The sequence below is a fragment of the Alteromonas sp. ABH2_165 genome, assembly GCF_056159945.1.
Window position 1 is genome coordinate 225,714 of sequence record NZ_JBSWWF010000009.1, and the last position, 21,835, is coordinate 247,548.

The following is a 21,835-nucleotide window of genomic DNA, read 5'->3' on the forward strand; positions in this document are numbered from 1 at the left end:
TCCCTGATGATAGACATTGGAAAAATCAATCTTTTACGCGTTGCCGAAGAATTACCTTTCGGCTTTCACCTCACTACCGGTGACGACAACGATCCCCTTGTACTGCTTTCTCACGAAAAAGCCACAGATTTAGATCAGCCTGTTAAGCCAGGAGACGAGCTTAGTGTGTTCGTTGGTCTGGATGAAACCGGCAATCTCGAAGCCTGGCCCAATGCTCCCATAGCGAATGTGGGCGAAACGGTGGTACTTAAGGCCGTGGGTGCGACACATTTTGGCGGCTTCTTCGACTGGGGTGCAGACCGTGATTTGCTGGTACCATCAGGGATGCAGGAAACGCCGGTAAATGAAGGCATGCACTATGTAGTGCATATTTATATTGATGAAAGTACTAACCGTATTTTAGGTGCCACCAAGCTGCATCGATTCCTGAAAGAAAGTGCGCCTTATTTGAAAGCCGGCGATGCGATTAATTGCATTGTTTACGGAAAAACCGAACTGGGCTTTAAGGTTGTCATCGAGAAGCAATATCTGGGACTTATTTTTCACAGTGATGCCTACAAGAAATTACGCATCGGCCAGGAATTGGAAGCGTTTGTAAAAACGGTACGTGAAGACGGCAAAATTGATGTTGCCCTACAGCGCACCGATAAAGCCGGTCGTAAAACGTTGGAAGAAGCCATTCTCGACGATTTAGAGGCGCATGGCGGCGTTTCCACGCTAACCGACAAAAGTAAACCAGAGGAAATTTATTCACATTTTAATGTGAGTAAGGCCGCTTATAAAAAGGCGCTGGGGGCACTGTATAAACAGCGTCGTATTTCCATTGATAAAACTGCCATTAGACTGAACAAATAAGGTTAAGGACAAGGTATAAATGAAAGCAAAAGTTATCTGGGACAACGACCTTACGTTTACCGGTACAACAGATTCCGGATACAAAACGGTGATGGATGGCAATGGCCAGGCTATTTCCCCCATGGAATCGGTGTTGATTGCGGCGGGAAGTTGTTCAAGTATTGATGTTGTGGATATTTTAAAGAAAGGCCGTTTTGAGATTGAGCACTGTGAATGTGAGCTCAATGCAGAACGGGCTGAAAACCCACCTCGGGTATTCACTAAAATTCATGCTCACTATGAAGTGAAAGGCACCGGTATTACCGATAAAGCCGTTGCTCGTGCCGTACAGTTATCAGCAGAAAAATACTGTTCCGTGATGCTTATGCTCGCCGGCAATGTGGACATTGAAACCAGCTACGAAATTCTCAGCTAAAAAACGAATACCAAACATGTGAAGACGCCACTCTGGCGTCTTCGTTTTATTTCTCTCAATCGCTTAATTCCAAAAGGTAAACCAGATTTTGACCTGGATATTTCTTACCCTGGGCGCTGTCCTTTTTCAAACGTTCAGAAATGCCTTCCAAAGCAAGCTCGGTGCAAAAGTAAATACCTCCGGCGTTACCCTCGCCCGCTTTCTTTTTGCTCCACCTATCGCGCTTGTATATCTTATCGGCCTGTATCAGTTTTATTCGGTATCGGTACCTTCATTTTCAATGAAGTTCATTGGGTTTGTTTGTATATCTGCAGTGATGCAAATTGTCGCCACCTTCTTAATGGTGACGCTGTTCAAACAAAAGAACTTTGCCGTAGGCGCAGGGCTGGCAAAGAGCGAAGCTTTGGTGGCAGCAGTCCTTGGCACGCTGTTTTTCGGTAGCCAGCTTTCGCTACTCGGTTGGGTTGGGATTGTTGTAGGCGCTGTTGCTGTTTTTGTATTAAGTGGTGCAACCCGAAAGGGTGAACTAAGCATCAAAACGGCGCTAATTGGTCTTGCTTGTGGCGGTAGCTTCGCCCTTACCTCATTGTATGTCCGTGAAGCTGCTCAACTTCTCGACGTACCGTTTCCGGTTAGCGCCGCCTGGGTATTGTTATGGGTGCTGTGTGTGCAAACCGCGTTACTGGCCGGCTACATCGCGGTAAAAGAACCCGAAGTGTTTGGCCAACTTCGCCGTCAATTACCGCTCACGCTGGCTGCCAGTACAACCAGTTGCTTTGGTTCTATGTGCTGGTTCAGTGCCATGAGTATTCAGTATGTGGCTTATGTGAAAACACTCGGTCAGGTTGAAGTGCTCACCACCATGTTGATATCCGCATGGATGCTTAAAACTCCGGTTAAACGGAACGAAATAGCCGGCTTGCTGTTAATTTCGGCAGCGGCCATTTGTGTCATGTGGACGTAACAACGCCTCGCCTAATGCCGCCATATAACAATGGCGGCATTCACCATTAAATAGTTATTCAGACCACATTTAGCGACTCTTCAAATTCACCACATCTTACAAATAAAAATAACATACTGATTTAAAACATATTATTTTGTTCCCCACACCTTGGCATGCACGATGCTCATAATCGCCTATAACTAATAACAGTTCACCTTGCGGGTTTTGACCATGGAAACGAAGAAAACACATCTCTTAGCTGCCTCTCTTACTCTAGGGATGCTCACCTCACTACTCACTGGTTGCGGCGATGCTGGCGCCGTAGACGATAAGAAAAAAGACGTTATTGTTGTTAGCATTCCGGTGGAAACCACCACCATTACGCGGGGTGTCATTTCTTCAAATTACGCCACCACAGCGATCCTCGAAGCCAAGGAAGAAGCGTTTGTGGTCGCCAGAGCAGCCGGGATCATTGAACACATTTTGGTTGAAGAAGGCGATTACGTCGAGAAAGGCCAGGTGCTGGCGCAACTCGATAAACGTCGATATGAATTGAACCTCGAAAAGGCTCGGGCTGATCTAGCTGGTATCGAGCAGGAACTGGCGAAAATTAACAAGGTTTACTCCCGTAAACTGGTGAGTGATGATGCATTTCAAAAGCTCACGGCACAGTATCAATCTGCACGCGCCAATGTAGAGTTAGCCGAATTGGATTTAAAAGAAACCACCATTACCGCACCAATCAGCGGCTACATTGCAGAGCGTAATGCCAAGGTAGGGAACCTCACAGAATCCTTCCAACGTGAACGCATGTTCCACATTGTTCAGCAAAAAGCCCTACAAGGTATTGTTTACCTGCCAGAAAGCGAGCTCTCTCGTATTAAAAAAGCACAAGCCGCTACCCTTACAATTCCAGCCCTGGCGAATGAAACCGTGACCGCCCGGGTAGAACGAATCAGTCCGGTCATCGATGCCACCACCGGCACATTTAAAGTGACGCTAACCGTTCCTAACGACAAAGAACAATTAAAGGCTGGCATGTTCTCCGAAGTTGCACTGAATTATGACACCCGTTCAGATACACCACTGTTACCGCGCCAGGCATTGATCAGTATTGATAATCAAAGCACTGTGTTCGTGGTGCGCGAAGGAAAAGCGCTAAAGGTACCCGTTACCTTGGGTTTCGAAAACAGCGATATGGTTGAAATTACAAGCGGCCTGGTAGGCAGCGAGACCGTGGTTACCGTCGGTCACCAGAACCTCAAGGACCAAACACCAGTTGAAGTTGTAAACAGCTGATTTGTTTTAAAAAGGACTGTTTACTATGAATATCGTAAAACTGGCGGTTAACCGCCCGGTAGCTATCGCCATGTTCACCGCAGCCATCTTACTTTTTGGTATGGTGTCGTTGAGCAGGCTTTCCGTTAACCTACTCCCTGAACTCTCCTACCCAACCTTAACCATTCGCACAGATTACGAAGGCGCAGCGCCTGCCGAGTTGGAACAATTGGTAAGCAAACCTATTGAAGAAGCGGTCGGCGTGGTAAAAGGCGTAAAAGATGTGCGATCCATTTCCCGGGCCGGACAATCGGATGTCGTTTTAAAGTTCAGTTGGGGTACTGACATGGACTTTGCTGCGCTTGAAGTCCGTGAAAAGCTCGACATTCTGCAATTGCCGCTAGATGTTGAGAAACCCCGCCTATTGAAGTTCAATCCAGGCATGGACCCGGTGATGAAGCTCGGTTTGTCACTTAATGAAAATGCCGCAAGCACCAATACTGAACAGCGAATTAGTCAGATGAAAACGTTGCGACTTTTTGCTGAAGAACAAATTAAACGCAAGCTAGAGTCGGTGGAAGGTGTCGCATCGGTTCGCTTGGGTGGCGGGCTGGAAAATGAAGTTCAGGTATTAGTAGACCCACGTAAAGCCAGTCAGCTCGGCGTAAGCGTGAGCCAGATCATTACCCGTCTACAAGAAGAAAATGTGAATGCCGCCGGTGGGCGCCTAAACGCGAGTTCACAGGCTTTCCTGGTACGCACACTGAACGAATTCGACAGCCTTAACGATATTGGAAACGTGTTTCTCAGCCAGTTCGAGGGCCGAAATGTTCAACTTAAAGACGTGGCAAGCATACAAAACAGTTACAAAGAGCGAGATGCTATCACCCGTTTTAACGGTGTTGAAGGTACTGAAATTGCCATTTACAAAGAAGGTGATGCCAACTCCGTAGATGTGGCTCGCCGTGTTAATCAAGAGCTCACTTCTCTGCATGACGCTCTGCCACAGAATTATTATCTGGAAACCATCTATAACCAAAGTACCTTCATAAAGCAGGCTATCGATGATGTAAAAACATCAGCGATTATCGGTGGCTTACTCGCCATGCTGGTCATCTACCTGTTCCTTCGAGATTTCTGGACCACCCTGATCATTTCCGTATCGATTCCTGTTTCAGTTATTGCCACGTTCAATTTAATGTACGGCAACGATATCAGTCTGAACATCATGAGCTTGGGTGGTATTGCCTTGGCAGTGGGCCTGCTGGTAGACAACAGTATAGTGGTACTCGAAAACATCGACCGTCACCGCAAATCTCAACCGGGTGACAATGCCCGGGCTGCCGAGCGAGGCACCCGAGAAGTAGCAGGTGCTATCGTTGCTTCAACCCTCACAACCATGGCTGTTTTTGTACCATTGATTTTTGTAGACGGCGTAGCCGGTCAGTTGTTTAGCGACCAAGCGATGACGGTGTCATTTGCTCTCGCTGCGTCTTTGATAGTCGCATTAACTTTGATCCCAGCACTGGCGGCCCGTTCACGAAATACCTCGCCCGCCCACGCTGATACCTTTGAGACACCACCAAAGCCGCCACGACAGGGCTTTGTCGCCTGGGCAGTATTTGCGCTAACCTTGCCGTTTCGTGTGGTATTTGTTTATTTACCCTATGTACTAATGACACTTTGCCTGGGCCTGTGGCGGGTAACATCGATGGTACTGGGGTTTATATTTCGACCGCTTACCGCTTTTGTGGCAATAGGCTTTTCTGTGCTTGGACGCACTTACGATAGCATTATTCGTGCAGCACTCAAGCAACCCGTGCTAGTGCTTGGCATTGCTGCCCTGCTCACCGGTTCATCCTTATTGCTGATCCCTGGCATTGGCGTAGAGCTTATTCCTAAAATGTCGCAAGGTGAATTTTACGCAGAAGTAAATTTACCGGCTGGCTCCCGGGTTGAACGTACCGATGCGCTCTTGGCGGAACTGGCTGAGGTGACAAATGCACAACCCCATGTGGCACGTACGTATTCTCTTGCCGGAACCGGTAGTTTGCTAAGTGCTGCGCCCTCGCAAGGCGGCGATCATTGGGGACAGTTAAACGTAGTGATGCAGCCAGGCAGCAGTCAATTAAACATTGATGCCGTTAAACAAAGTATGCGTGTTTTTTTGGCGTCTAAAGCCGGTGTACAAAGCAAGTTTGGCGAGCCAGAACTCTTCAGTTTTGCCGCTCCACTGCAAATACAGCTTCAGGGGTATGAACTGTCACAATTGCAACGTTACAGTCAGTTAATCATGGACAGACTAGCACAAGACTCCCGATTTACCGATATTACAACGACGTTGCAGTCTGGTAATCCCGAGCTCAAAATTGCCTTCAATGAAGCTCGCCTGGCCAGATTAGAGCTCGATGCAAAAGCGGTATCTGATGTTATTGCTGCTCAGGTTGGCGGCACAGTGGCAACACAATACAGTCTTGAAGATCGAAAAATCGATGTATTGGTTCGCAACCAGCAGCGACAACGAGATAATGTAGACGACGTACGCAATATTATTGTTAATCCTGACAGTGATTATCCCGTACCGCTCTCTGCTGTAGCCGATGTTTTCATGAGCACCGGTCCGGGGGAAATTACCCGCGTGAGTCAACAACGTGTGGTGCTAATTAGCGCTAACCTGGCTTATGGCGATCTGGCTGAAGCCGTTAGCCAAGCTGAAGATCTCCTCGCTACAGTGTCACTCCCCTTATCCATGAAGGCCAAAGTAGCCGGTCAAAGCGAAGACATGGAAGAAAGCTTTGCCTCACTACAATTTGCACTCGCGCTGGCAGTATTCATGGTGTACCTGGTTATGGCCTCGCAGTTTGAGTCGCTTTTACACCCCTTACTTATTTTGTTTTCAGTACCTTTAGCCGGTGCCGGCTCCCTGTTCGGATTGTGGCTCACAGGTACCAATGTATCCGTGGTGGTGTTTATCGGTTTAATCATGCTATGCGGCATTGTGGTAAACAACGCTATTGTACTGGTGGACAAAATTAACCAATCGCGGGCAGCAGGCATGCAGAAACAAGCAGCCATTATCGACGCAGGCAAAAGCCGACTGCGCCCCATCATTATGACCACCCTCACCACTGTACTGGGGCTATTACCCATGGCTATTGGTTTTGGCGATGGCGCGGAAGTGCGCACACCAATGGCTGTAACGGTCATTTTTGGACTGGTGTTTGCCACCCTTCTCACACTGGTGTTAATTCCAGTTTTGTATCAATTGTTTGATACCAAAACGTTCCGTACGACAAACACGGAACTGGCGAACGAAAGCGGAGAGCGCACTTATGGATAAGCAAGAAGTACCGTCGCCGCGCAGTTCAGGAGCGGGTTTAGCCAGGTTTGCCCTGAGTCATCCGGTCACCGTGTGTATGTGCTTTTTATCAATGCTGATTTTCGGTGCCGTGGCGTCACGTTTACTGCCACTGGAAAAATTCCCAGGTATTGATATTCCACAAATCGTTGTGGAAGTCCCCTACGAAGATGCCACCCCCGCTGAAGTTGAGCGCATGATCACTCGTCCGCTTGAGGAGGTACTCGCTACCATGTCGGGTATCAAGCGCATACAGGCCACATCTTATGAAAACCGTGCCCAGGTGTTCATTGAATTCGACTGGGATGAGAACATCAAAGCCAAGAGCATCGAGGCCCGGGAGAAAATTGATACCATCCGCAACACCTTGCCAGACGATGTAGAACGCATTCTGGTGTTTAAATTCAACACCAATGATATGCCCGTTTTTCAGTTACGGGTGTCCAGTGAGCGAGATTTGAGTAACGCTTACGATTTATTAGATCGCAATCTTAAAAAGCCATTAGAACGCGTACCCGGCGTATCAAAAGTGGAACTCTATGGTGTACTGAAAAAGCAAATCGTGATCCATCTGAATCCCACCAAATTGGCTGCTATGAACATCGATACGCCAGCATTAGTGCAGCGCTTGCGTCAGGTTAATTTTTCAGCCAGCGCTGGTGCCCTCGGCACAGAAAATAAAGTGTTGGTGAATCCCATGGGCGAATTCACCCACATTGACGATTTCAAGAACTTTATCGTGCGTCCCGGCGTGAAATTAAAGGACATTGCCGACGTTGGACTTGAAAGTCCTGAACGCGACGAAGGGCGTCACCTTGATCGCACTTATGCCGTTGGCTTTAACATTTATCGTGAATCCGGAAGCAACCTGGTTGAAGTGGCCGACAGCGTGATGGCGGTCATTAAAAAAGCAGAAACGGACCCAGAATTTAACGGTATCAACTTATTTGTCATGGAAGATACTGCTAAAAGCGTGAGCTCCTCCCTTGGCGATCTCATTGCCGCCGGATTGCTAGGTGCGCTGCTATCGGTGATTGTTTTGTATGCCTTCCTCAGACAGCTGTCATCTACGCTTATCGTGGTGCTCTCTGTGCCCTTTTCAATTTGTATCACCCTTGGCCTCATGTACCTCATGGGTTACACGCTAAATATACTGTCACTGATGGGTTTAATGCTGGCCGTGGGCATGCTGGTAGACAATGCCGTTGTCGTCACCGAGAGTATTTTTCAGGCTCGTCAGACCGACAGCAACGCGCTGCGCGCAACACAAACCGGCATAAACCGGGTGAGCTTGGCAGTTATCGCGGGTACCGCCACCACCGCCATTGTGTTCTTGCCAAATATTGTTGGCGTCAAAATCGACATCACGATTTTCCTCGAACATGTGGCCATTGCGATTTGTATTTCTCTGTTTGCTTCGCTGTTATTGTCGCAAACATTGATCCCGTTACTGGTGTCAAAAATAAAAGTGCCGGAACAGAAAAGCCTGAGCCAACCTGGTTACATTATCCGCTATGGCAACGTACTAAGATGGTCGCTAAAGCACCAAAAAGTCACCGGGTTGATAGCCATGATTATTTTGATCAGCACGGCTATCCCCATGGGAGCTGTGAGTGGTGACGATGAAGGTAACGACGACGAAGACGGTTTCTGGCTAAACTACCACGTTACCCAGAATTATAGTTTGGAAGAAGTAGAACGCACCGTGGTTAAAATGGAAGAATTTCTGTATAGCCACCAGCAGGAATACCATATAAAGCAGGTTTATAGTTATTTCGAAGCGGGACACGCCACCTCCCGTATTACCCTGGAAGATGATCTGCCGATCCCGGCGTCAGACATTAAAGAAATGATCCGCGAAGATATGCCAAAGTTTGCTCGTGCTCGTCCGTCTTTTCAATGGAACAGCGGTGGTGGCGGTGGTGTTCGAGTAACGTTATTGGGCGATTCCACTACCCGCCTGCGAGAACTGGCTGACAATATCGTCCCCGTGCTCGCATCTATCGATGGGTTAGACGATGTGAAAGCCGACGTAGGTGCAGTAAAACAGGAATATCAAATTAAGGTTAACAGTGAAAAAGCCTGGCGCCTGGGCATAAAACCCAGAGATGTTGCCAGTCTTATCAGCACGGCATTACGTGGCAGTAACTTGCGAACTTTCCGCTACGGCGACAGTGGAGAAATAGGCGTTCAATTGAAGTTTGGTGAGCCTGCTGCAGCGTCGTTACAAACACTAAAAAGCGTTGTGATTAGCCAACAAGATGGTCGCCCAATAACCCTTGATATGGTGGCGAATATCACCATGAAGCCTCAACTTTCTGAGATCCGCCGTTTTTATCGCCAAACCGCTCTATCTATTGGCGCAAACCTCAGTGAAGATCTCACTGTTGAAGAAGCGCGCGAACGCATTGAAAATGCCATGCAATATATTGTCATGCCTACCGGCTATCAGTGGACGTTAGATGGCAGTTTCCGTAGGCAAGACGAAGCGGCTGCAGTGATGCAGATGAACATGCTGTTGGCCATCTGCATGATTTACATCGTTATGGCTGCCCTGTTTGAATCAATCTTGTTACCTACAGCGGTGATCACGTCGTTGTTGTTCTCGTTTACCGGCGTTTTTTGGGCCTTCTTGATTACAGGCACCGCTATGTCGGTAATGGGAATGATAGGGATGCTAATCTTAATGGGCATTGTGGTAAACAATGGCATTGTGCTGGTAGACCGTATCAACCAACTGATTGTTCAAGGTATGTCTTTATATGAAGCGGTCATTGAAGGTTGTATGACGCGTATTCGCCCGGTATTAATGACAGTAGCCACAACAATTTTGGGTCTGATCCCGCTCGCTGTAGGTACCACAAGAATTGGCGGCGATGGCCCCGCTTATTCACCGATGGCGATAGCAATCATTGGGGGTTTGGTGTTTTCAACGCTTACCAGCTTAATTCTGGTTCCACTCACGTATGTGGCGCTATTGCGTATGCGATATCAAGTGGGCAAGATGCTAAGAAGTAGCAAATTGAAAGTGGACAGATTGCTGAGCGCTAAGTCCGAGTAGAGAAAGTTGCGGTGCTATTGAGCAGGGCGAATATCCAACGGAGGAATGGTATTCACCCTGTTCTTTAGCCAACCCACAATTAGCTACGTGAAACCAGGAACTCGTGTACGTCTGATGCATCACGTTTTACTGAGAAATCAACCAGGTTTTCACCGTTACAAGTCAGACCGTCTTCAGCAGTAACCATACGCAGAACTTCACGTTCAGTAGCAGCGATACGACCTACGTTACGGCTCAGGTTAACGCGCAGTGCACGAACGTCGTTAGTTGCAACAGCTTTACAGAAACCAGCAAATTGCGTGTCACCTACAAAACGGTATTCTTTGTCAGCAGCAAGTGCAGGCGAAGATACAGCAGCAACAGTTAATACAGCAGCGATAGATTTTACGATAGCTTTCATAGTTATTTCCTCAGAAGTTTTGGCGAACTTGTTGTTATTGCCTCAAGGACCCTGTGCCCTCTCGACGTTTATATTTATCCTACAAAATGCGCGTAAATGCTGTTGTATTATTGTTTCAGGTGGGTAACAGGTTAGTAAAACCTAATGCGCTCATTTATTCACATTTGTAAGTAATTGAATTTACGAAACAAACAAGAGCCCGATATAACAATAGAGAATATAAAAATTTAATTAATGATAAATAAAATCTAAAAAATATGCTTGAAATGACACTTTTTGCCGTAGCCAAACTGAAAGTTTAACAAAATTTAACGGCTTTTACGGGGTCAAGGACCTATAAATAGCACCAAATTCTGTAATAAAACTACATTTCAACCCTACTTTTGACTAAGTAAAGTGGTATTTTTTTAGGCAAATATGCATCACGAGCGATATTGCCCTGGCTAAATTTTATGCGTTCCTGTTACTTAATTTCGTGTTTATAGCACCACTAATTCGCCCTCTAACGATGAAAGCTATCTGAGTCATTTGCTGGTAATCAAATCAATGGGTAAACACTATTTTGCAATATCAGTATAAAATGATGATAAAGATAACAAAATCCACTTAACATCCCCCTGCTCTATGGGATACCCTGTCTGACCTTATTTCACGACTAATCGATACCGCAATGAAACCTGTAGAACGCTCTCATAAACTGGACAATGTATGCTATGACATTCGAGGTCCAATTGCTGCGCAAGCACGCAAAATGGAAGATGAGGGGCATCGCATTTTAAAACTGAATATTGGTAACCCAGCGCCTTTCGGCTTCGAAGCGCCAGACGATATTCTTAAAGATGTGATTTATAATCTGCCCACATCCCAGGGATACTCAGATTCTTCAGGTATTTATGCTGCCCGTGTAGCGGTAATGCAGTATTACCAGCAGATGAACATTCAGGACATTCGCATTAACGATATCTTTATCGGTAATGGTGTGAGTGAAATGATCATGATGTCCATGCAGGCGCTGTTGAATACCGGCGATGAAGTATTGCTGCCTGCGCCAGATTATCCGCTGTGGACAGCTGCGGTTAGTTTGTCATCTGGCACACCGGTACACTACCGCTGCGACGAAGAAGCGGATTGGTTCCCGGATATCGACGATATTAAAAGTAAGATCACCAGTCGTACCCGTGCTATTGTGTTGATTAACCCGAACAACCCCACCGGTGCTGTTTACGATAAAGCACTGCTGCAACAAGTGGTCGATGTGGCGAAAGAGCATGGCCTGGTCATTTTCTCCGACGAGATCTACGACAAGATCCTTTACGACGGCTATAAGCATACCTGCATTGCGTCGCTAACCGACGAAGTCTTCTTTGTTACCCTTGGCGGGTTGTCTAAAAACTATCGTGTTGCGGGTTTCCGCGCAGGTTGGTTGCTGGTAAGTGGCAATAAGCGTGTCGCTAAAGACTATATTGAAGGGATCAGCATGCTCGCCTCTATGCGAATGTGTGCCAATGTGCCCTGTCAAAGTGCCATCCAAACGGCTTTAGGGGGTTACCAGAGTATTAATGACCTGGTACACGACGGTGGTCGCCTAAAAATGCAGCGTGACGTTGCTGCTAACATGCTTAACGATATTCCTGGCATTCACTGCGTGAAACCCAAAGGTGCCATGTATTGTTTCGCCCGGGTAGACGCGCAGAAATTCAACATCAGCAATGATGAGCAGATGATATTCGACCTGCTGAATGAAGAGAAAATCCTGTTAGTGCACGGTCGCGCCTTTAATCTACAGGAAGGCTGCTATTTTCGCCTGGTGTTTCTGCCCCATGCAGATATTCTGCAACCCGCCCTCGCCCGTATTGGTTCATTCTTTAAACACTATCGTCAGCACGGTCCGGCGGTATGATCGGTTAACGGGGAAAGTCAGTACCCGTTAACGTAACCTTCTTTACGGACAACCTGATATGAAAAAGCAAAGCACCTTCCTGGCCTGGATTTTACGCATGCCGCTGATCAAACGCTGGTCACTCATGCACACTGTGAAACAGGAAAATATAGCCGAGCACTCCCATCAGGTTGCTGTTATCGCGCATCTGCTGGCGGTGATCCGCAATGAACATTTCGGTGGTACCCTAAATCCGGACAGAGCAGCTACCGTAGCCCTGTATCATGAAGTTTCAGAAACCAAGTTATCTGATATTAACCATGTGACCAAATATCATAACCCCCATATTACTCGCGAGTTTAAGAAGCTTGAAGATGTGGCAGAACGGGAATGTATCGCCTCGTTACCAGCCTCACTGCAAAAGCACTTTTCCTCATTAGTCATACAACAGCAGGTTGATCCGGAATACAAAACACTGGTTAAAGCAGCCGATTTAATTTCTGCCTACCTCAAAGCCTGCGATGAAATTGCGTTTGGTAACCGTGAATTTATTCCCGTTCGCGATCGTCTCGACGGCATGCTGGCGCACTTTAAAGAAAAGTTGCCAGAAGTTCGGTTTCTGTTCGATACCTTCACCGATAATTGTTTAGTCAGCGTTGACGAACTGTCCCAGCAAGATATTTAAAACTTTTGCTTTGCCGATTTGATAATGCATGTACAAACCGCCAGTTGGTGTAAACCGTCAATCAGTGGTATGTTTTAATTTTAGCCAATTGCCTGAAAAGCAGTGACAGGTCAGTAACATAATGCTGGATTTTTCTTCTCCCTGGTGTGAACGACGCCTTCCCCGTAACCAATCTCGCGATGGTGATCATCGCAATCCTTATCAGCGTGACAAAGCACGGGTGCTACACTCCGCCGCATTCCGGCGTTTACAGGCAAAAACACAGGTTCTCGGTGCCGGTTTAAGCGACTTCTACCGTACCCGCCTCACCCATTCATTGGAAGCCGCGCAAATTGGTACCGGCATTACCGCCCAGTTACAAGGTAAGTTTCCAAAGCAAACGGAAGAGTTACAACTGGACGCCAGCTTAATTGAAACCCTGTGCCTGGCTCATGATATCGGCCATCCGCCGTTTGGTCATGGTGGAGAAATTGCCTTAAATTACATGATGCACGACCACGGAGGGTTCGAAGGGAACGGGCAAACGTTTCGTATCATTTGTGAACTTGAGCCCTACACCCAAAACCACGGTATGAATCTGTGTCGGCGCAGCGTACTTGGGCTGGTAAAGTATCCGAATTTTATCGACACCCTTACCAATCCAGCCTGTTTAGGCACACGGCCATCTTCATACCGACAATTACAGGCGTCACACTGGCATCCACCAAAGGGCTTGTATCGCTGCGATCAGCCCCTGTTTGACTGGTTACTGGAGCCTCTTGATCATCACGATCGTGAACAATTCATGGGCTTCACCCAATCGGATGTTAAACACGGCAAAACCCGCTTTAAATCGTTTGATTGCTCAATTATGGAACTGGCTGACGACATCGCTTACGGCATTCATGATCTTGAAGATGCCATTGTGATGAAGATGGTAAACCAAAGCACCTTTATGGAAGCCGTTGCGGTGCCATTGAACAAACTTGGTGTGCCTTGGCTTTCCGACAACATTTTATCGCTGACTGAGCGCTTATTCAGTAATACCCATCACAAGCGTAAAAATGCCATCGGCGCACTGGTGAACAGCTTTATCACCGCCATCGAAATTCGTAGCCTAGAGGTATTTACCCACCCTCTGCTGCGTTATCAGGCAGTAATGCCTGAAGACCACTCTGCTGCACTGGCGCTTTTTAAAGACTTCGTTCTTAAATTCGTGATCCGCAAAACCGAAGTACAAATTCTTGAGTTCAAAGGGCAACAAACCGTAATGGAATTGTTCGAAGCATTCAGTGCTGAGCCAGAACGATTATTACCAGACAACACCCGGGCACGCTGGCAGAGAGCGCAACAATTCGACAACGGTTTTAGAGTTATAGCGGATTACATTTCTGGCATGACTGACGATTTCGCAGCACGTATGTATGCTAGCCTGTTTTTGCCCAACCAAACGGCGCAGTTCGACGGATTTAACTAACCTGCCAGCGGTCAAGTCAAAGCTTAGAAGTAGCGGTTTATTCTGGATGACAGAAATTTAATTGAAATTTATCCGGTCTGTTTGTGGTCCATTGAGTATCAATGAGTAAATAGCACAACTAAAGGATTTCAGATGCCTCGCCTTTTCAAGCCATCAGTGAAGCTTACCGACAACGACGTTACCGATGAATCGGTATACGCTCAACGCAGACAGTTATTGAAGTCCATGGGTTTCATCGGACTGGGTTCGTTGATGAGCCAACCCGCATCGGCTTTCGGCTGGTTTACCGACGACGATGAGGAAAAGTCGGTCTTTCAAAGTCGTGATCTCGATTATACCCGTAATGAAAAGTTCGCTATTGATGAAACGTTAACGCCGTATGACAAGGTCAGCTCATTTAATAACTTCTATGAGTTCGGCACCGACAAAGGTGATCCGGTTGAAAACGCACAAGGCTTTAATGTTGATCCCTGGTCGCTCACCATCGATGGTCTGGTAGAGAAACCGCTTACTCTGAACTATGAAGATCTCTACAGTAAGTTCGCGCTTGAGGAGAGAATTTATCGCATGCGCTGTGTGGAAGCCTGGTCGATGGTGATCCCATGGACGGGCTTTCAGTTAAGTAGCGTACTTGCAGCCGTTAAGCCATTATCCAGCGCCAAATATGTCGCCTTCCAAACGTTGTACGATCCGAAACAAATGCCCGGGCAGAAAAGCCGCTTTGTCGGTGGTGGCATCGACTACCCCTATGTTGAAGGTTTACGTATCGATGAAGCTACTCACCCGCTGACTATGTTGTCGGTCGGTGTGTACGGTAAAACCCTTCCTCCGCAAAATGGCGCGCCCATTCGACTCGTTGTGCCATGGAAATACGGCTTTAAAAGCATCAAATCGGTGGTGAAAATTACGCTTACTGACAAAGAGCCCCCTACAACCTGGAAACGACTGGCCCATCAGGAATACGGTTTTTACGCAAACGTGAATCCTGCGGTAGATCACCCTCGATGGAGTCAGGCCAGTGAAAGACGTATCACGACAGGTGGCTTGTTTAACCAGAAGCGTATCCCAACGTTACCATTCAATGGTTATGAGGAAGTGGCAAGTTTGTATACCGGCATGGATTTAACCAGAAACTATTAATGAAAACGCTGTTTAACCGACCCGTCCGTTTAACAAAGTTGCAGGTAAATGGCATCAAGGCTCTTTATCACTGTCTGGCACTTGGCTATCTCGTTTGGCTATTCATGGCTGGGGTGAACGATAATCTTGGCGGCGACCCCGTTGAAGCATTGTTGCACTCAAGCGGCATTATTGCGTTGCTCATGTTGTTTTTCAGTCTTTGTCTTTCACAGCTCGCTCGGCGCCTTCCCTGCGGCGATTTAATAAAATGTCGGCGAATGGCAGGCGTATATGTGTTTGTGTATGGACTGTTTCACCTGTTTACCTATATTGCGTTTGAATTGCAGTTTGATATGTCGCTGGTGGCAGAGGAAATCGTTAGTCGGCCCTACATTCTTGTGGGCATGCTGGCACTGCTTATTCTGTTCGCTTTAACTATCACCTCCCCCATGATTGTGCGTAAAAAAATGCGACAGAAGTGGCAACCATTGCATAACTTAGTCTACCTCGCACTGGTGCTTATTGTGCTCCATTATACCTGGTCGCTGAAAACGGCTTGGCAAGAACCTGTATACTACTGGATAGCCGCAGTACTGCTCATCGCCTTACGATTTACAAAGCTAAAAAAATTTTAGATAAAAAATACCATTAAATCATAACCTTAAAAAACACCGCACAACCTGCGGTGTTTTTTTATGCAAAAAAAACTTGCCCAATATACAAACACAAAGTACTGTACACCTATACACTGTACAAACAAACAGGCATTGTTATGGCACATTCAAATAACGTAGTTCAATTAAGTTTTGCATTCGATGGTGAACCTAAAGAAGTAACCCGCATCCGCGGTTGGTCTTATCTACTTGCCGAATCTGTTGCGTTTAAAAAAGATGTTCCGCACACCATTCGCATGCAGAAGCCCGCCGAAGAACAAGTCCCAGCATGGATCTCCCGGTTGATCACTTCTGGTCAATGCACAACCATATATGTTGAGAACTTAGCATTAGATGAAGCACAACGGGTTATTATTAAACAGTTATGTCAGCGTTATGCGGTTTCTGTGGTTAACCTGAAAGTCACTAATGAAGAAAATGGCCAGCAACGTAAGAACGTTGTTATGGGCCCTTGGTAATTATCAGCCTAGCATGTACACTCGCCCCAGATTCTTCAGGAGTGTAAAACATGCTTTGTTACTGCAACAGTCAACGGGAATATAAGCAATGCTGCGGCCCATTATTAGACGATGGCATTGCCGCGCCTAACGCAGAACAATTAATGCGTTCCCGTTATAGTGCATACAAAGTCGGGCGATTTGATTATGTTCTGGCGACATACAGCCGAGAAAAACGAAGCCAGCTAACCACTCAGGATCTACAGGCCAGTGCAGCCAATACACATTGGTTACATCTCGATGTGTGTCACGCAGACACAGACACAGTGGAATTCAAAGCTTGGTTCAGCGAAGGAAAGAAACTCGGACTCATGCACGAAACTTCGTCTTTTGTGCAGGAAGATGGACACTGGCTTTACCATAACGGTGAAATGCATGACGATACTGGCAGTGTTAAAATGGGCCGGAACGATCCATGTTTTTGCGGCAGTGGCAAGAAACACAAACAATGTTGCATGACCAAGCTGCGGTAGATTTCGTTAGTCGTCAGGTCCTGCAACGGTAAACAACAAATGTCGACGCATATCTCTTAGTACCACACCCTTTTTAAGAAGCATAGCGCTTAGGCATCGTTGCCAGCTTTTCAATTCCGGCTCCGCCGATTGCAGCGCCTCTTCATTTTCAAACTGAAAACGCAACAACAGTGAGCCAGGAAACTGGTGATATTCAACACTGAACCAGCATTGAACAAATCCTGCCAGAGCCGCTCGCCCTTCGGATTCAATGGTATCGCAGACGTCAGCAACAATAGCCTGTTGCTTTAACTGTACTGAGGAGAGTTTTTTCATTACATGTGCTTCTGAATGTCGACTTCCAAACTCTGGCTCGTTTCCGAACCATCAATGGTTAACCACATTTGGCCATCTTGAATGGTAACCTGAATTTGCATTGAACGCTGAACAGCTTCAGCCAATTGCGCGGCCAAGCTTTCAGGCACAGTAAATACCGATAAATTCTTCCGCATTTGCAGTTTGCTGCTTTCTTTTTTCCACCACACATCAAAGCTATTGTCTGCATAGGCATAAATCATCATCTGTTGACTCTGATTACAGCCTTTCTTAATTCTCTGCTCAGACGGCTGACCCAGCTCAATCCAAAGCTCGATTTCATCACTGTAACTTTTCTGCCAGAGATCAGGCACATCGTCGTCAGAAAGCCCTTTTGTAAACTGCAGACGCTCGTGGGCATTAACAATAAAGGCAATCAGCCGCAGCATCATGCGCTCGTCGTTCTCAGAAGGATGTCGAGCAATGGTTAAGTTATGATCGTTATAGTAATTACGGTCCATATCGGTAATCGAAATGTCCGCTTTAAAGATGGTCGCTTTCAGTGCCATGGTATGTCCGAATAAGTGCTGATCCGGGCATCATAATTGGTTGATATTCTTGCCCGGTAATGTCGCCGCGTATAGTATCAGTAAAACTCAAGGTGCGCTGTAGTCGATTTGTTTTGATGAATTGCTGATGGCTTGGTTGAATCGCGCCGGTAAATTCGGAGGCGGGTTTGGTAGCGTTGAACGATATTTGAACGTTCATGCTCTCGCCCTGAGAAGCGGACATCCTGTTCACCTTGAATGGCTAGTCAATATAACCTAATTTCTATCGGTTGTTCGAGTAGGAAACAATAGTTAAGAATTAGGTTCAAAATCTTTACCCAACTCTGCTAACGTCACCTCTCCAAATCGCTGAAGGAGAACCGCTTCTGCATCATGCATAGCATCCGCTAATGCACGATTTACTGCATGCTCAATCAAACAATTATTGTGCTCATCAGTAAGACCGATTGTAAAAACGCTGCTTTCACCTAATGCCAGGTGTATATCCAATAAGGTAATTTCCGCTAGTGGACGATTCAGCGACCATCCACCATTGTGCCCTTTAATAGATTCAACATACCCGCACTTCCGCAATAGAGCCATTGTACGGCGAACAACGACAGGGTTGGTTGTGAGCATTTTTGCAATGCTCTCTGACGTCACTGGATGCTCATGCACATCCAGGTGAATCAACACATGTAGTACGCGTGAAAGTCGACTGTCTTTTCTCATTCTTGTTTCTCTTTGATATGCAGACAAATCTTAACACGAAACTTTTAAAGTTACATGAGTCATGTTAGCCTATCTCAAGTAACAACAATTGTTACATTAAAATATTGGAGCTTAGTAATGATGTATGACGTGATTATTGTAGGGGGTAGTTTTGCTGGTCTTGCCGCAGCTATGCAGTTAGTTCGTGCACAGCGAAAAGTCTTGGTGATTGATACCAACTTACCAAGGAATCGCTTTGCCACTGCATCGCACGGTGTATTTTGCCTGGACGGAAAAACACCTGCCGAAATTCGTAAAACTGCTCTAGAGCAACTTCTCGTTTATCCTACTTTCGAATTCTGGCAAGACGCTGTAACTACTGTCGAACAACAAGAAAACCAGTTTTCGATTCAAACGCAACAAGACATGAGAGCCAAGGCCAAACGGTTAATTCTGGCTTGTGGGATTACTGATAAATTGCCTGAATTGACCGGGCTTCAAAAGTATTGGGGAAAAAATGTAGTGCATTGTCCGTATTGTCATGGATATGAGTTGCGGAACACGGCGTTAGGTGTTCTGGCCACATCAGAATTGTCGATGCATCAAGCCGCGATGATCCCTGATTGGGGAGATACCACTTTGTTTACTCAAGGAGTTTATTTTCCGGAACCGGCTTTCGAGATGTTTCTACGTGGGCGCAATGTGAATTTCGAGCACTCGCCTGTTGTTGCGGTAAACGGCAACGATGAAAAGATGGAGTCAGTAGAACTCGCTGATGGAAGGATAATTCCACTAGGTGGATTGTACGTCGGCCCCAAGATACAGATAACCTCCCCTCTAGTGAATCAATTGGGTTTATCTTTGTCAGATGCTCCGCTAGGGAAAGTTGTCGAAGTGAATGAATTAAAAGAAAGTTCTGTAAAAGGCGTCTACGTTGCGGGAGACCTGTCCAACCCGATGCAGAGCGGTACACTAGCAATAGCATCTGGTACTGTAACCGGCATAAGCACACATCAATCATTGATTTTCGAAGGTTTAGGGCAATAAACTTATTCAGGGATAAACAACAAGTGATAGTAAACCGTCCAACCGGTGGTTTATGGTTTTAAGCTGCTATCACAGAGCGAATAGCGATTTCCGCTATTCGCTCAAACTAGCCCCACAACCACTACTGCCCCTTATTAATCAACGCGGTTATCTGTTCATCCAAAATTATATTCAGCTCGTCCATCACCAAGGTGGCGGTTTCAAAATAGGTTTTGGCAGGTACCGTCGTTTTATCACTGTCGATAAATTCGCGCTTAATGAGGGCGAGGAAATCATTGCAGTTTTCTCTTGCGTGACGCACCTGGCTTAAGTTTTCTGATAGAGATCGTGTTTCAATTTGCCGGAAAACCCGATCGGTAAGGTTGGCTATTTTTTCTTGCAGGTAGCCAAGTTTCACTTTATCAATTTGCGTGCTACCGCCTTTAGTGGCGACAGCCGAACCTGTTGCCCTGGCCTGCCCGACGAACTCAATGGCGAATGGAAAATCATGCCACACAAACTGGCTGAGTTCCGGGTCTTGCTCGTTTGAAAGGAACTGAAATTCTTCGGCTACATCTTCAAGAATGTACAGCAGGTTTTCGATTAGGTTTGTATGTTGTAAAAAACTGTTTGGTACCGTGAGTGTCATATAGGTACCGCTCAAGCGCTGCCAATGGTCCATGTAGCTTTGCCATCGGGATTGCTTAATAAGGTCGGTGGATGTGCTCAATCGTTGAATGGTTTGTTGGATGCTTTCCTGCAGCGCGATGATATGTTGTTCCGACTCGGCATTTCCTTGCAGAAACGTGGCGGTGTGCCCTCTGTGCTTTTGCGAAAACCCTATCAGACTTTTCACATCTCTTGCGTAAATCAATACTTGCTGAGCCCGCTTTTTATCTTCCCTTTTACGATACTGGCGCTGAAACACAATTAAGGCCACCAGAAGTAAAACCATAAACGCGATAATGGCAATTAACATAGTGCATCAGTCCTTTAAAGCGAGTGAACGGAGGTATTCAGCAACGGCTGACGTCTGTTTTGCCAATTGTGCGTTATCATTCGAACTTTCTACTACCTTCTCAATATTCCTGGATATCTCTTCGGTTGCCAGGCTTTGTTGACTGGTAATATCTGCAATATCCGCAACTTGCTGCTGCACTATTTCTGATTCGTGGCTAATACTGTCTAAAAGTGTACTGGCCTCTTCGGCTTTAATAAAACACGCCCTCGCCCGTTCAGTCACCGATTCCATGCTTGCCAGTACCAAATCACGCTCGTTAACCAATTCTCCCACTCTGCTGTTTATAACTTCAGCCGATTGGCGGCAATCTTCTGCGAGGTTTCTCACTTCATCTGCCACCACGGCAAAACCTCTTCCGGCTTCTCCGGCCCGGGCGGCTTCGATAGAGGCGTTCAGGGCGAGTAGATTGGTTTGCTCGGCTATTTTTTGAATAGAGCCGGTAAGCTCCATTACTTTTTCCATACTGTTGTTCAGTCGTTCGAGTGCGCCTTGCGTATTAATTACGTCAGATTCCACCTGAGCAAACTCAGTGGTTAACGATGCCACCCGCTTTTTACCGGCTTCGGAATGGGTTCTGGCGTTAATAGCAGCCCGATTGACTTGCTCAAAGGTATCAACAACGCCAGCGAGGGATTGGGTTAACTCATTCACAGCTGCAGCGGTAGAGGTAGTTGCGGCTGACTGTGTAGTGGCATTATCGGCCACTTTCATCACTGAAGTGATCATCTGGTCGGCGGAATAGCGCATTTCAGATAAGAACTCTTCAAGATGCTCACGCTTACGACTCATCTCTTTAAGTACGTCAAATATTACTTTCACATGAGCCGGCAATAGCCATTCGTTGGCGGGTAAGTTCCGATAACTTTCAGGATCACTCTGTGTGCTTGTCAGTAAGTTGTCCAGGGAATGAAGCTGATTAGCGAGTAAAAATGAATGAGAAGCACTGAGCCAAATCATCAATACAGCGCAAATTATAGGGGCAAAAAGAAAGTCAGGCGGGGCGATAAGAATAAACACAAAACCCGCCGCGATGATAAAAGAAACCAATGCTGTGGCGTGTTTCAGACCAAATCCATTAATAATGGATTTGCTCGGCCACAGTAAAAATGTCGGCATAGGCAAAGGAAACCTGTAATGAG

21 protein-coding genes are annotated in these 21,835 nt (G+C 46.5%); 14 read left to right on the forward strand and 7 right to left on the reverse strand.

Translation table 11 applies throughout. The annotated features are described in order from the left end of the window. The first annotated feature begins 6 nt into the window (after positions 1–6). From ACXAFQ_RS17810 to ACXAFQ_RS17835, 6 genes are all read left to right on the forward strand, one after another. Entirely contained in the window at positions 7–855 is an 849-nt protein-coding gene (locus tag ACXAFQ_RS17810) for a CvfB family protein (protein ID WP_474824748.1), read from the forward strand. A gap of 19 nt (positions 856–874) precedes the next feature. After that, a complete protein-coding gene (locus tag ACXAFQ_RS17815; protein WP_474824749.1) occupies positions 875–1,270 on the forward strand; it encodes an OsmC family protein in 396 nt (131 codons plus the stop codon). A gap of 88 nt (positions 1,271–1,358) precedes the next feature. Then, positions 1,359–2,234 carry a multidrug transporter gene (locus tag ACXAFQ_RS17820; RefSeq protein ID WP_474824750.1) on the forward strand — a complete coding sequence of 292 codons (876 nt, stop codon included), beginning with the start codon at positions 1,359–1,361 and terminating at the stop codon, positions 2,232–2,234. Between the two features lie 213 nt (positions 2,235–2,447). Then, on the forward strand, positions 2,448–3,515 hold the full coding sequence (locus ACXAFQ_RS17825; RefSeq protein WP_474824751.1) for an efflux RND transporter periplasmic adaptor subunit: 1,068 nt from the start codon (positions 2,448–2,450) through the stop codon (positions 3,513–3,515). Positions 3,516–3,540: 25 nt separating this feature from the next. Next, positions 3,541–6,834 (forward strand): efflux RND transporter permease subunit, encoded by a 3,294-nt coding sequence (locus tag ACXAFQ_RS17830; RefSeq protein WP_474824752.1) that lies wholly within the window; start codon positions 3,541–3,543, stop codon positions 6,832–6,834. After that, complete coding sequence (locus ACXAFQ_RS17835) at positions 6,827–9,913, forward strand: efflux RND transporter permease subunit (RefSeq protein ID WP_474824753.1); 3,087 nt, start codon at positions 6,827–6,829, stop codon at positions 9,911–9,913. The genes ACXAFQ_RS17830 and ACXAFQ_RS17835 overlap by 8 nt, the downstream gene beginning before the upstream one ends. A gap of 79 nt (positions 9,914–9,992) precedes the next feature. Here ACXAFQ_RS17835 and ACXAFQ_RS17840 read toward each other — a convergent pair whose 3' ends face one another. Next, a complete protein-coding gene (locus tag ACXAFQ_RS17840) occupies positions 9,993–10,313 on the reverse strand; it encodes a DUF3718 domain-containing protein (protein ID WP_070127770.1) in 321 nt (106 codons plus the stop codon). Positions 10,314–10,983: 670 nt separating this feature from the next. Between ACXAFQ_RS17840 and ACXAFQ_RS17845 the strand changes: the two genes are divergently transcribed. The 7 genes from ACXAFQ_RS17845 to ACXAFQ_RS17875 all read left to right on the forward strand — a co-directional run bounded on the left by ACXAFQ_RS17845 (position 10,984) and on the right by ACXAFQ_RS17875 (position 17,096). Then, a complete protein-coding gene (locus ACXAFQ_RS17845) occupies positions 10,984–12,213 on the forward strand; it encodes a pyridoxal phosphate-dependent aminotransferase (RefSeq protein ID WP_474824754.1) in 1,230 nt (409 codons plus the stop codon). Positions 12,214–12,271: 58 nt separating this feature from the next. Then, positions 12,272–12,877 carry a 5'-deoxynucleotidase gene (gene yfbR, locus ACXAFQ_RS17850; RefSeq protein WP_070127772.1) on the forward strand — a complete coding sequence of 202 codons (606 nt, stop codon included), beginning with the start codon at positions 12,272–12,274 and terminating at the stop codon, positions 12,875–12,877. Positions 12,878–12,998: 121 nt separating this feature from the next. Beyond that, positions 12,999–14,333 (forward strand): anti-phage deoxyguanosine triphosphatase, encoded by a 1,335-nt coding sequence (locus tag ACXAFQ_RS17855; protein WP_474824755.1) that lies wholly within the window; start codon positions 12,999–13,001, stop codon positions 14,331–14,333. Between the two features lie 132 nt (positions 14,334–14,465). After that, the gene (gene msrP, locus ACXAFQ_RS17860; RefSeq protein WP_474824756.1) at positions 14,466–15,473 is read left to right on the forward strand and encodes a protein-methionine-sulfoxide reductase catalytic subunit MsrP; all 1,008 of its coding nucleotides are present in this window, start codon (positions 14,466–14,468) and stop codon (positions 15,471–15,473) included. Continuing rightward, positions 15,473–16,087, forward strand: coding sequence for a protein-methionine-sulfoxide reductase heme-binding subunit MsrQ (locus ACXAFQ_RS17865; RefSeq protein ID WP_474824757.1), 615 nt, complete (start codon positions 15,473–15,475; stop codon positions 16,085–16,087). The genes msrP and ACXAFQ_RS17865 overlap by 1 nt, the downstream gene beginning before the upstream one ends. Positions 16,088–16,224: 137 nt before the next feature. Then, the gene (locus tag ACXAFQ_RS17870; RefSeq protein WP_474824758.1) at positions 16,225–16,584 is read left to right on the forward strand and encodes a deoxyguanosinetriphosphate triphosphohydrolase; all 360 of its coding nucleotides are present in this window, start codon (positions 16,225–16,227) and stop codon (positions 16,582–16,584) included. 50 nt (positions 16,585–16,634) lie between these two features. Further along, complete coding sequence (locus tag ACXAFQ_RS17875) at positions 16,635–17,096, forward strand: YchJ family protein (protein ID WP_474824759.1); 462 nt, start codon at positions 16,635–16,637, stop codon at positions 17,094–17,096. A gap of 6 nt (positions 17,097–17,102) precedes the next feature. Here the strand turns inward: ACXAFQ_RS17875 and ACXAFQ_RS17880 are convergent, their stop codons facing one another. From ACXAFQ_RS17880 to ACXAFQ_RS17895, 4 genes are all read right to left on the reverse strand, one after another. Continuing rightward, positions 17,103–17,411: a hypothetical protein gene (locus ACXAFQ_RS17880; protein WP_474824760.1), complete on the reverse strand. Its 309-nt coding sequence runs from the start codon at positions 17,409–17,411 to the stop codon at positions 17,103–17,105. Beyond that, on the reverse strand, positions 17,411–17,959 hold the full coding sequence (locus ACXAFQ_RS17885) for a YaeQ family protein (protein WP_474824761.1): 549 nt from the start codon (positions 17,957–17,959) through the stop codon (positions 17,411–17,413). Before ACXAFQ_RS17885 ends, ACXAFQ_RS17880 begins: the two co-directional genes overlap by 1 nt. Further along, entirely contained in the window at positions 17,934–18,182 is a 249-nt protein-coding gene (locus ACXAFQ_RS17890; protein ID WP_474824762.1) for a hypothetical protein, read from the reverse strand. Before ACXAFQ_RS17890 ends, ACXAFQ_RS17885 begins: the two co-directional genes overlap by 26 nt. Positions 18,183–18,250: 68 nt before the next feature. Next, a complete protein-coding gene (locus ACXAFQ_RS17895) occupies positions 18,251–18,670 on the reverse strand; it encodes an RrF2 family transcriptional regulator (RefSeq protein WP_474824763.1) in 420 nt (139 codons plus the stop codon). A 117-nt stretch (positions 18,671–18,787) separates the two neighbouring features. On the opposite strand from ACXAFQ_RS17895, the gene ACXAFQ_RS17900 reads away from it, so the two are divergent. Continuing rightward, positions 18,788–19,696 (forward strand): NAD(P)/FAD-dependent oxidoreductase, encoded by a 909-nt coding sequence (locus tag ACXAFQ_RS17900; RefSeq protein ID WP_474824764.1) that lies wholly within the window; start codon positions 18,788–18,790, stop codon positions 19,694–19,696. Between the two features lie 121 nt (positions 19,697–19,817). Here ACXAFQ_RS17900 and ACXAFQ_RS17905 read toward each other — a convergent pair whose 3' ends face one another. After that, positions 19,818–20,654, reverse strand: coding sequence for a nitrate- and nitrite sensing domain-containing protein (locus tag ACXAFQ_RS17905; protein ID WP_474824765.1), 837 nt, complete (start codon positions 20,652–20,654; stop codon positions 19,818–19,820). Positions 20,655–20,660: 6 nt separating this feature from the next. Beyond that, positions 20,661–21,812 carry a methyl-accepting chemotaxis protein gene (locus tag ACXAFQ_RS17910; protein WP_474824766.1) on the reverse strand — a complete coding sequence of 384 codons (1,152 nt, stop codon included), beginning with the start codon at positions 21,810–21,812 and terminating at the stop codon, positions 20,661–20,663. Between the last annotated feature and the right edge of the window lie 23 nt (positions 21,813–21,835).

Coding starts and splice junctions, on each gene's coding strand:
- ACXAFQ_RS17855 (WP_474824755.1), top strand. CDS start 12,999: ATGCTGGATTTTTCTTCTCCCTGGTGTGAACGACGCCTTCCCCGTAAC.
- ACXAFQ_RS17810 (WP_474824748.1), top strand. CDS start 7: ATGATAGACATTGGAAAAATCAATCTTTTACGCGTTGCCGAAGAATTA.
- ACXAFQ_RS17900 (WP_474824764.1), top strand. CDS start 18,788: ATGATGTATGACGTGATTATTGTAGGGGGTAGTTTTGCTGGTCTTGCC.
- ACXAFQ_RS17880 (WP_474824760.1), bottom strand. CDS start 17,411: ATGAAAAAACTCTCCTCAGTACAGTTAAAGCAACAGGCTATTGTTGCT.
- ACXAFQ_RS17885 (WP_474824761.1), bottom strand. CDS start 17,959: ATGGCACTGAAAGCGACCATCTTTAAAGCGGACATTTCGATTACCGAT.
- ACXAFQ_RS17895 (WP_474824763.1), bottom strand. CDS start 18,670: ATGAGAAAAGACAGTCGACTTTCACGCGTACTACATGTGTTGATTCAC.
- ACXAFQ_RS17910 (WP_474824766.1), bottom strand. CDS start 21,812: ATGCCGACATTTTTACTGTGGCCGAGCAAATCCATTATTAATGGATTT.
- ACXAFQ_RS17840 (WP_070127770.1), bottom strand. CDS start 10,313: ATGAAAGCTATCGTAAAATCTATCGCTGCTGTATTAACTGTTGCTGCT.
- ACXAFQ_RS17845 (WP_474824754.1), top strand. CDS start 10,984: ATGAAACCTGTAGAACGCTCTCATAAACTGGACAATGTATGCTATGAC.
- ACXAFQ_RS17865 (WP_474824757.1), top strand. CDS start 15,473: ATGAAAACGCTGTTTAACCGACCCGTCCGTTTAACAAAGTTGCAGGTA.
- ACXAFQ_RS17870 (WP_474824758.1), top strand. CDS start 16,225: ATGGCACATTCAAATAACGTAGTTCAATTAAGTTTTGCATTCGATGGT.
- ACXAFQ_RS17815 (WP_474824749.1), top strand. CDS start 875: ATGAAAGCAAAAGTTATCTGGGACAACGACCTTACGTTTACCGGTACA.
- ACXAFQ_RS17830 (WP_474824752.1), top strand. CDS start 3,541: ATGAATATCGTAAAACTGGCGGTTAACCGCCCGGTAGCTATCGCCATG.
- msrP (WP_474824756.1), top strand. CDS start 14,466: ATGCCTCGCCTTTTCAAGCCATCAGTGAAGCTTACCGACAACGACGTT.
- yfbR (WP_070127772.1), top strand. CDS start 12,272: ATGAAAAAGCAAAGCACCTTCCTGGCCTGGATTTTACGCATGCCGCTG.
- ACXAFQ_RS17875 (WP_474824759.1), top strand. CDS start 16,635: ATGCTTTGTTACTGCAACAGTCAACGGGAATATAAGCAATGCTGCGGC.
- ACXAFQ_RS17825 (WP_474824751.1), top strand. CDS start 2,448: ATGGAAACGAAGAAAACACATCTCTTAGCTGCCTCTCTTACTCTAGGG.
- ACXAFQ_RS17905 (WP_474824765.1), bottom strand. CDS start 20,654: ATGTTAATTGCCATTATCGCGTTTATGGTTTTACTTCTGGTGGCCTTA.
- ACXAFQ_RS17890 (WP_474824762.1), bottom strand. CDS start 18,182: ATGTCCGCTTCTCAGGGCGAGAGCATGAACGTTCAAATATCGTTCAAC.
- ACXAFQ_RS17835 (WP_474824753.1), top strand. CDS start 6,827: ATGGATAAGCAAGAAGTACCGTCGCCGCGCAGTTCAGGAGCGGGTTTA.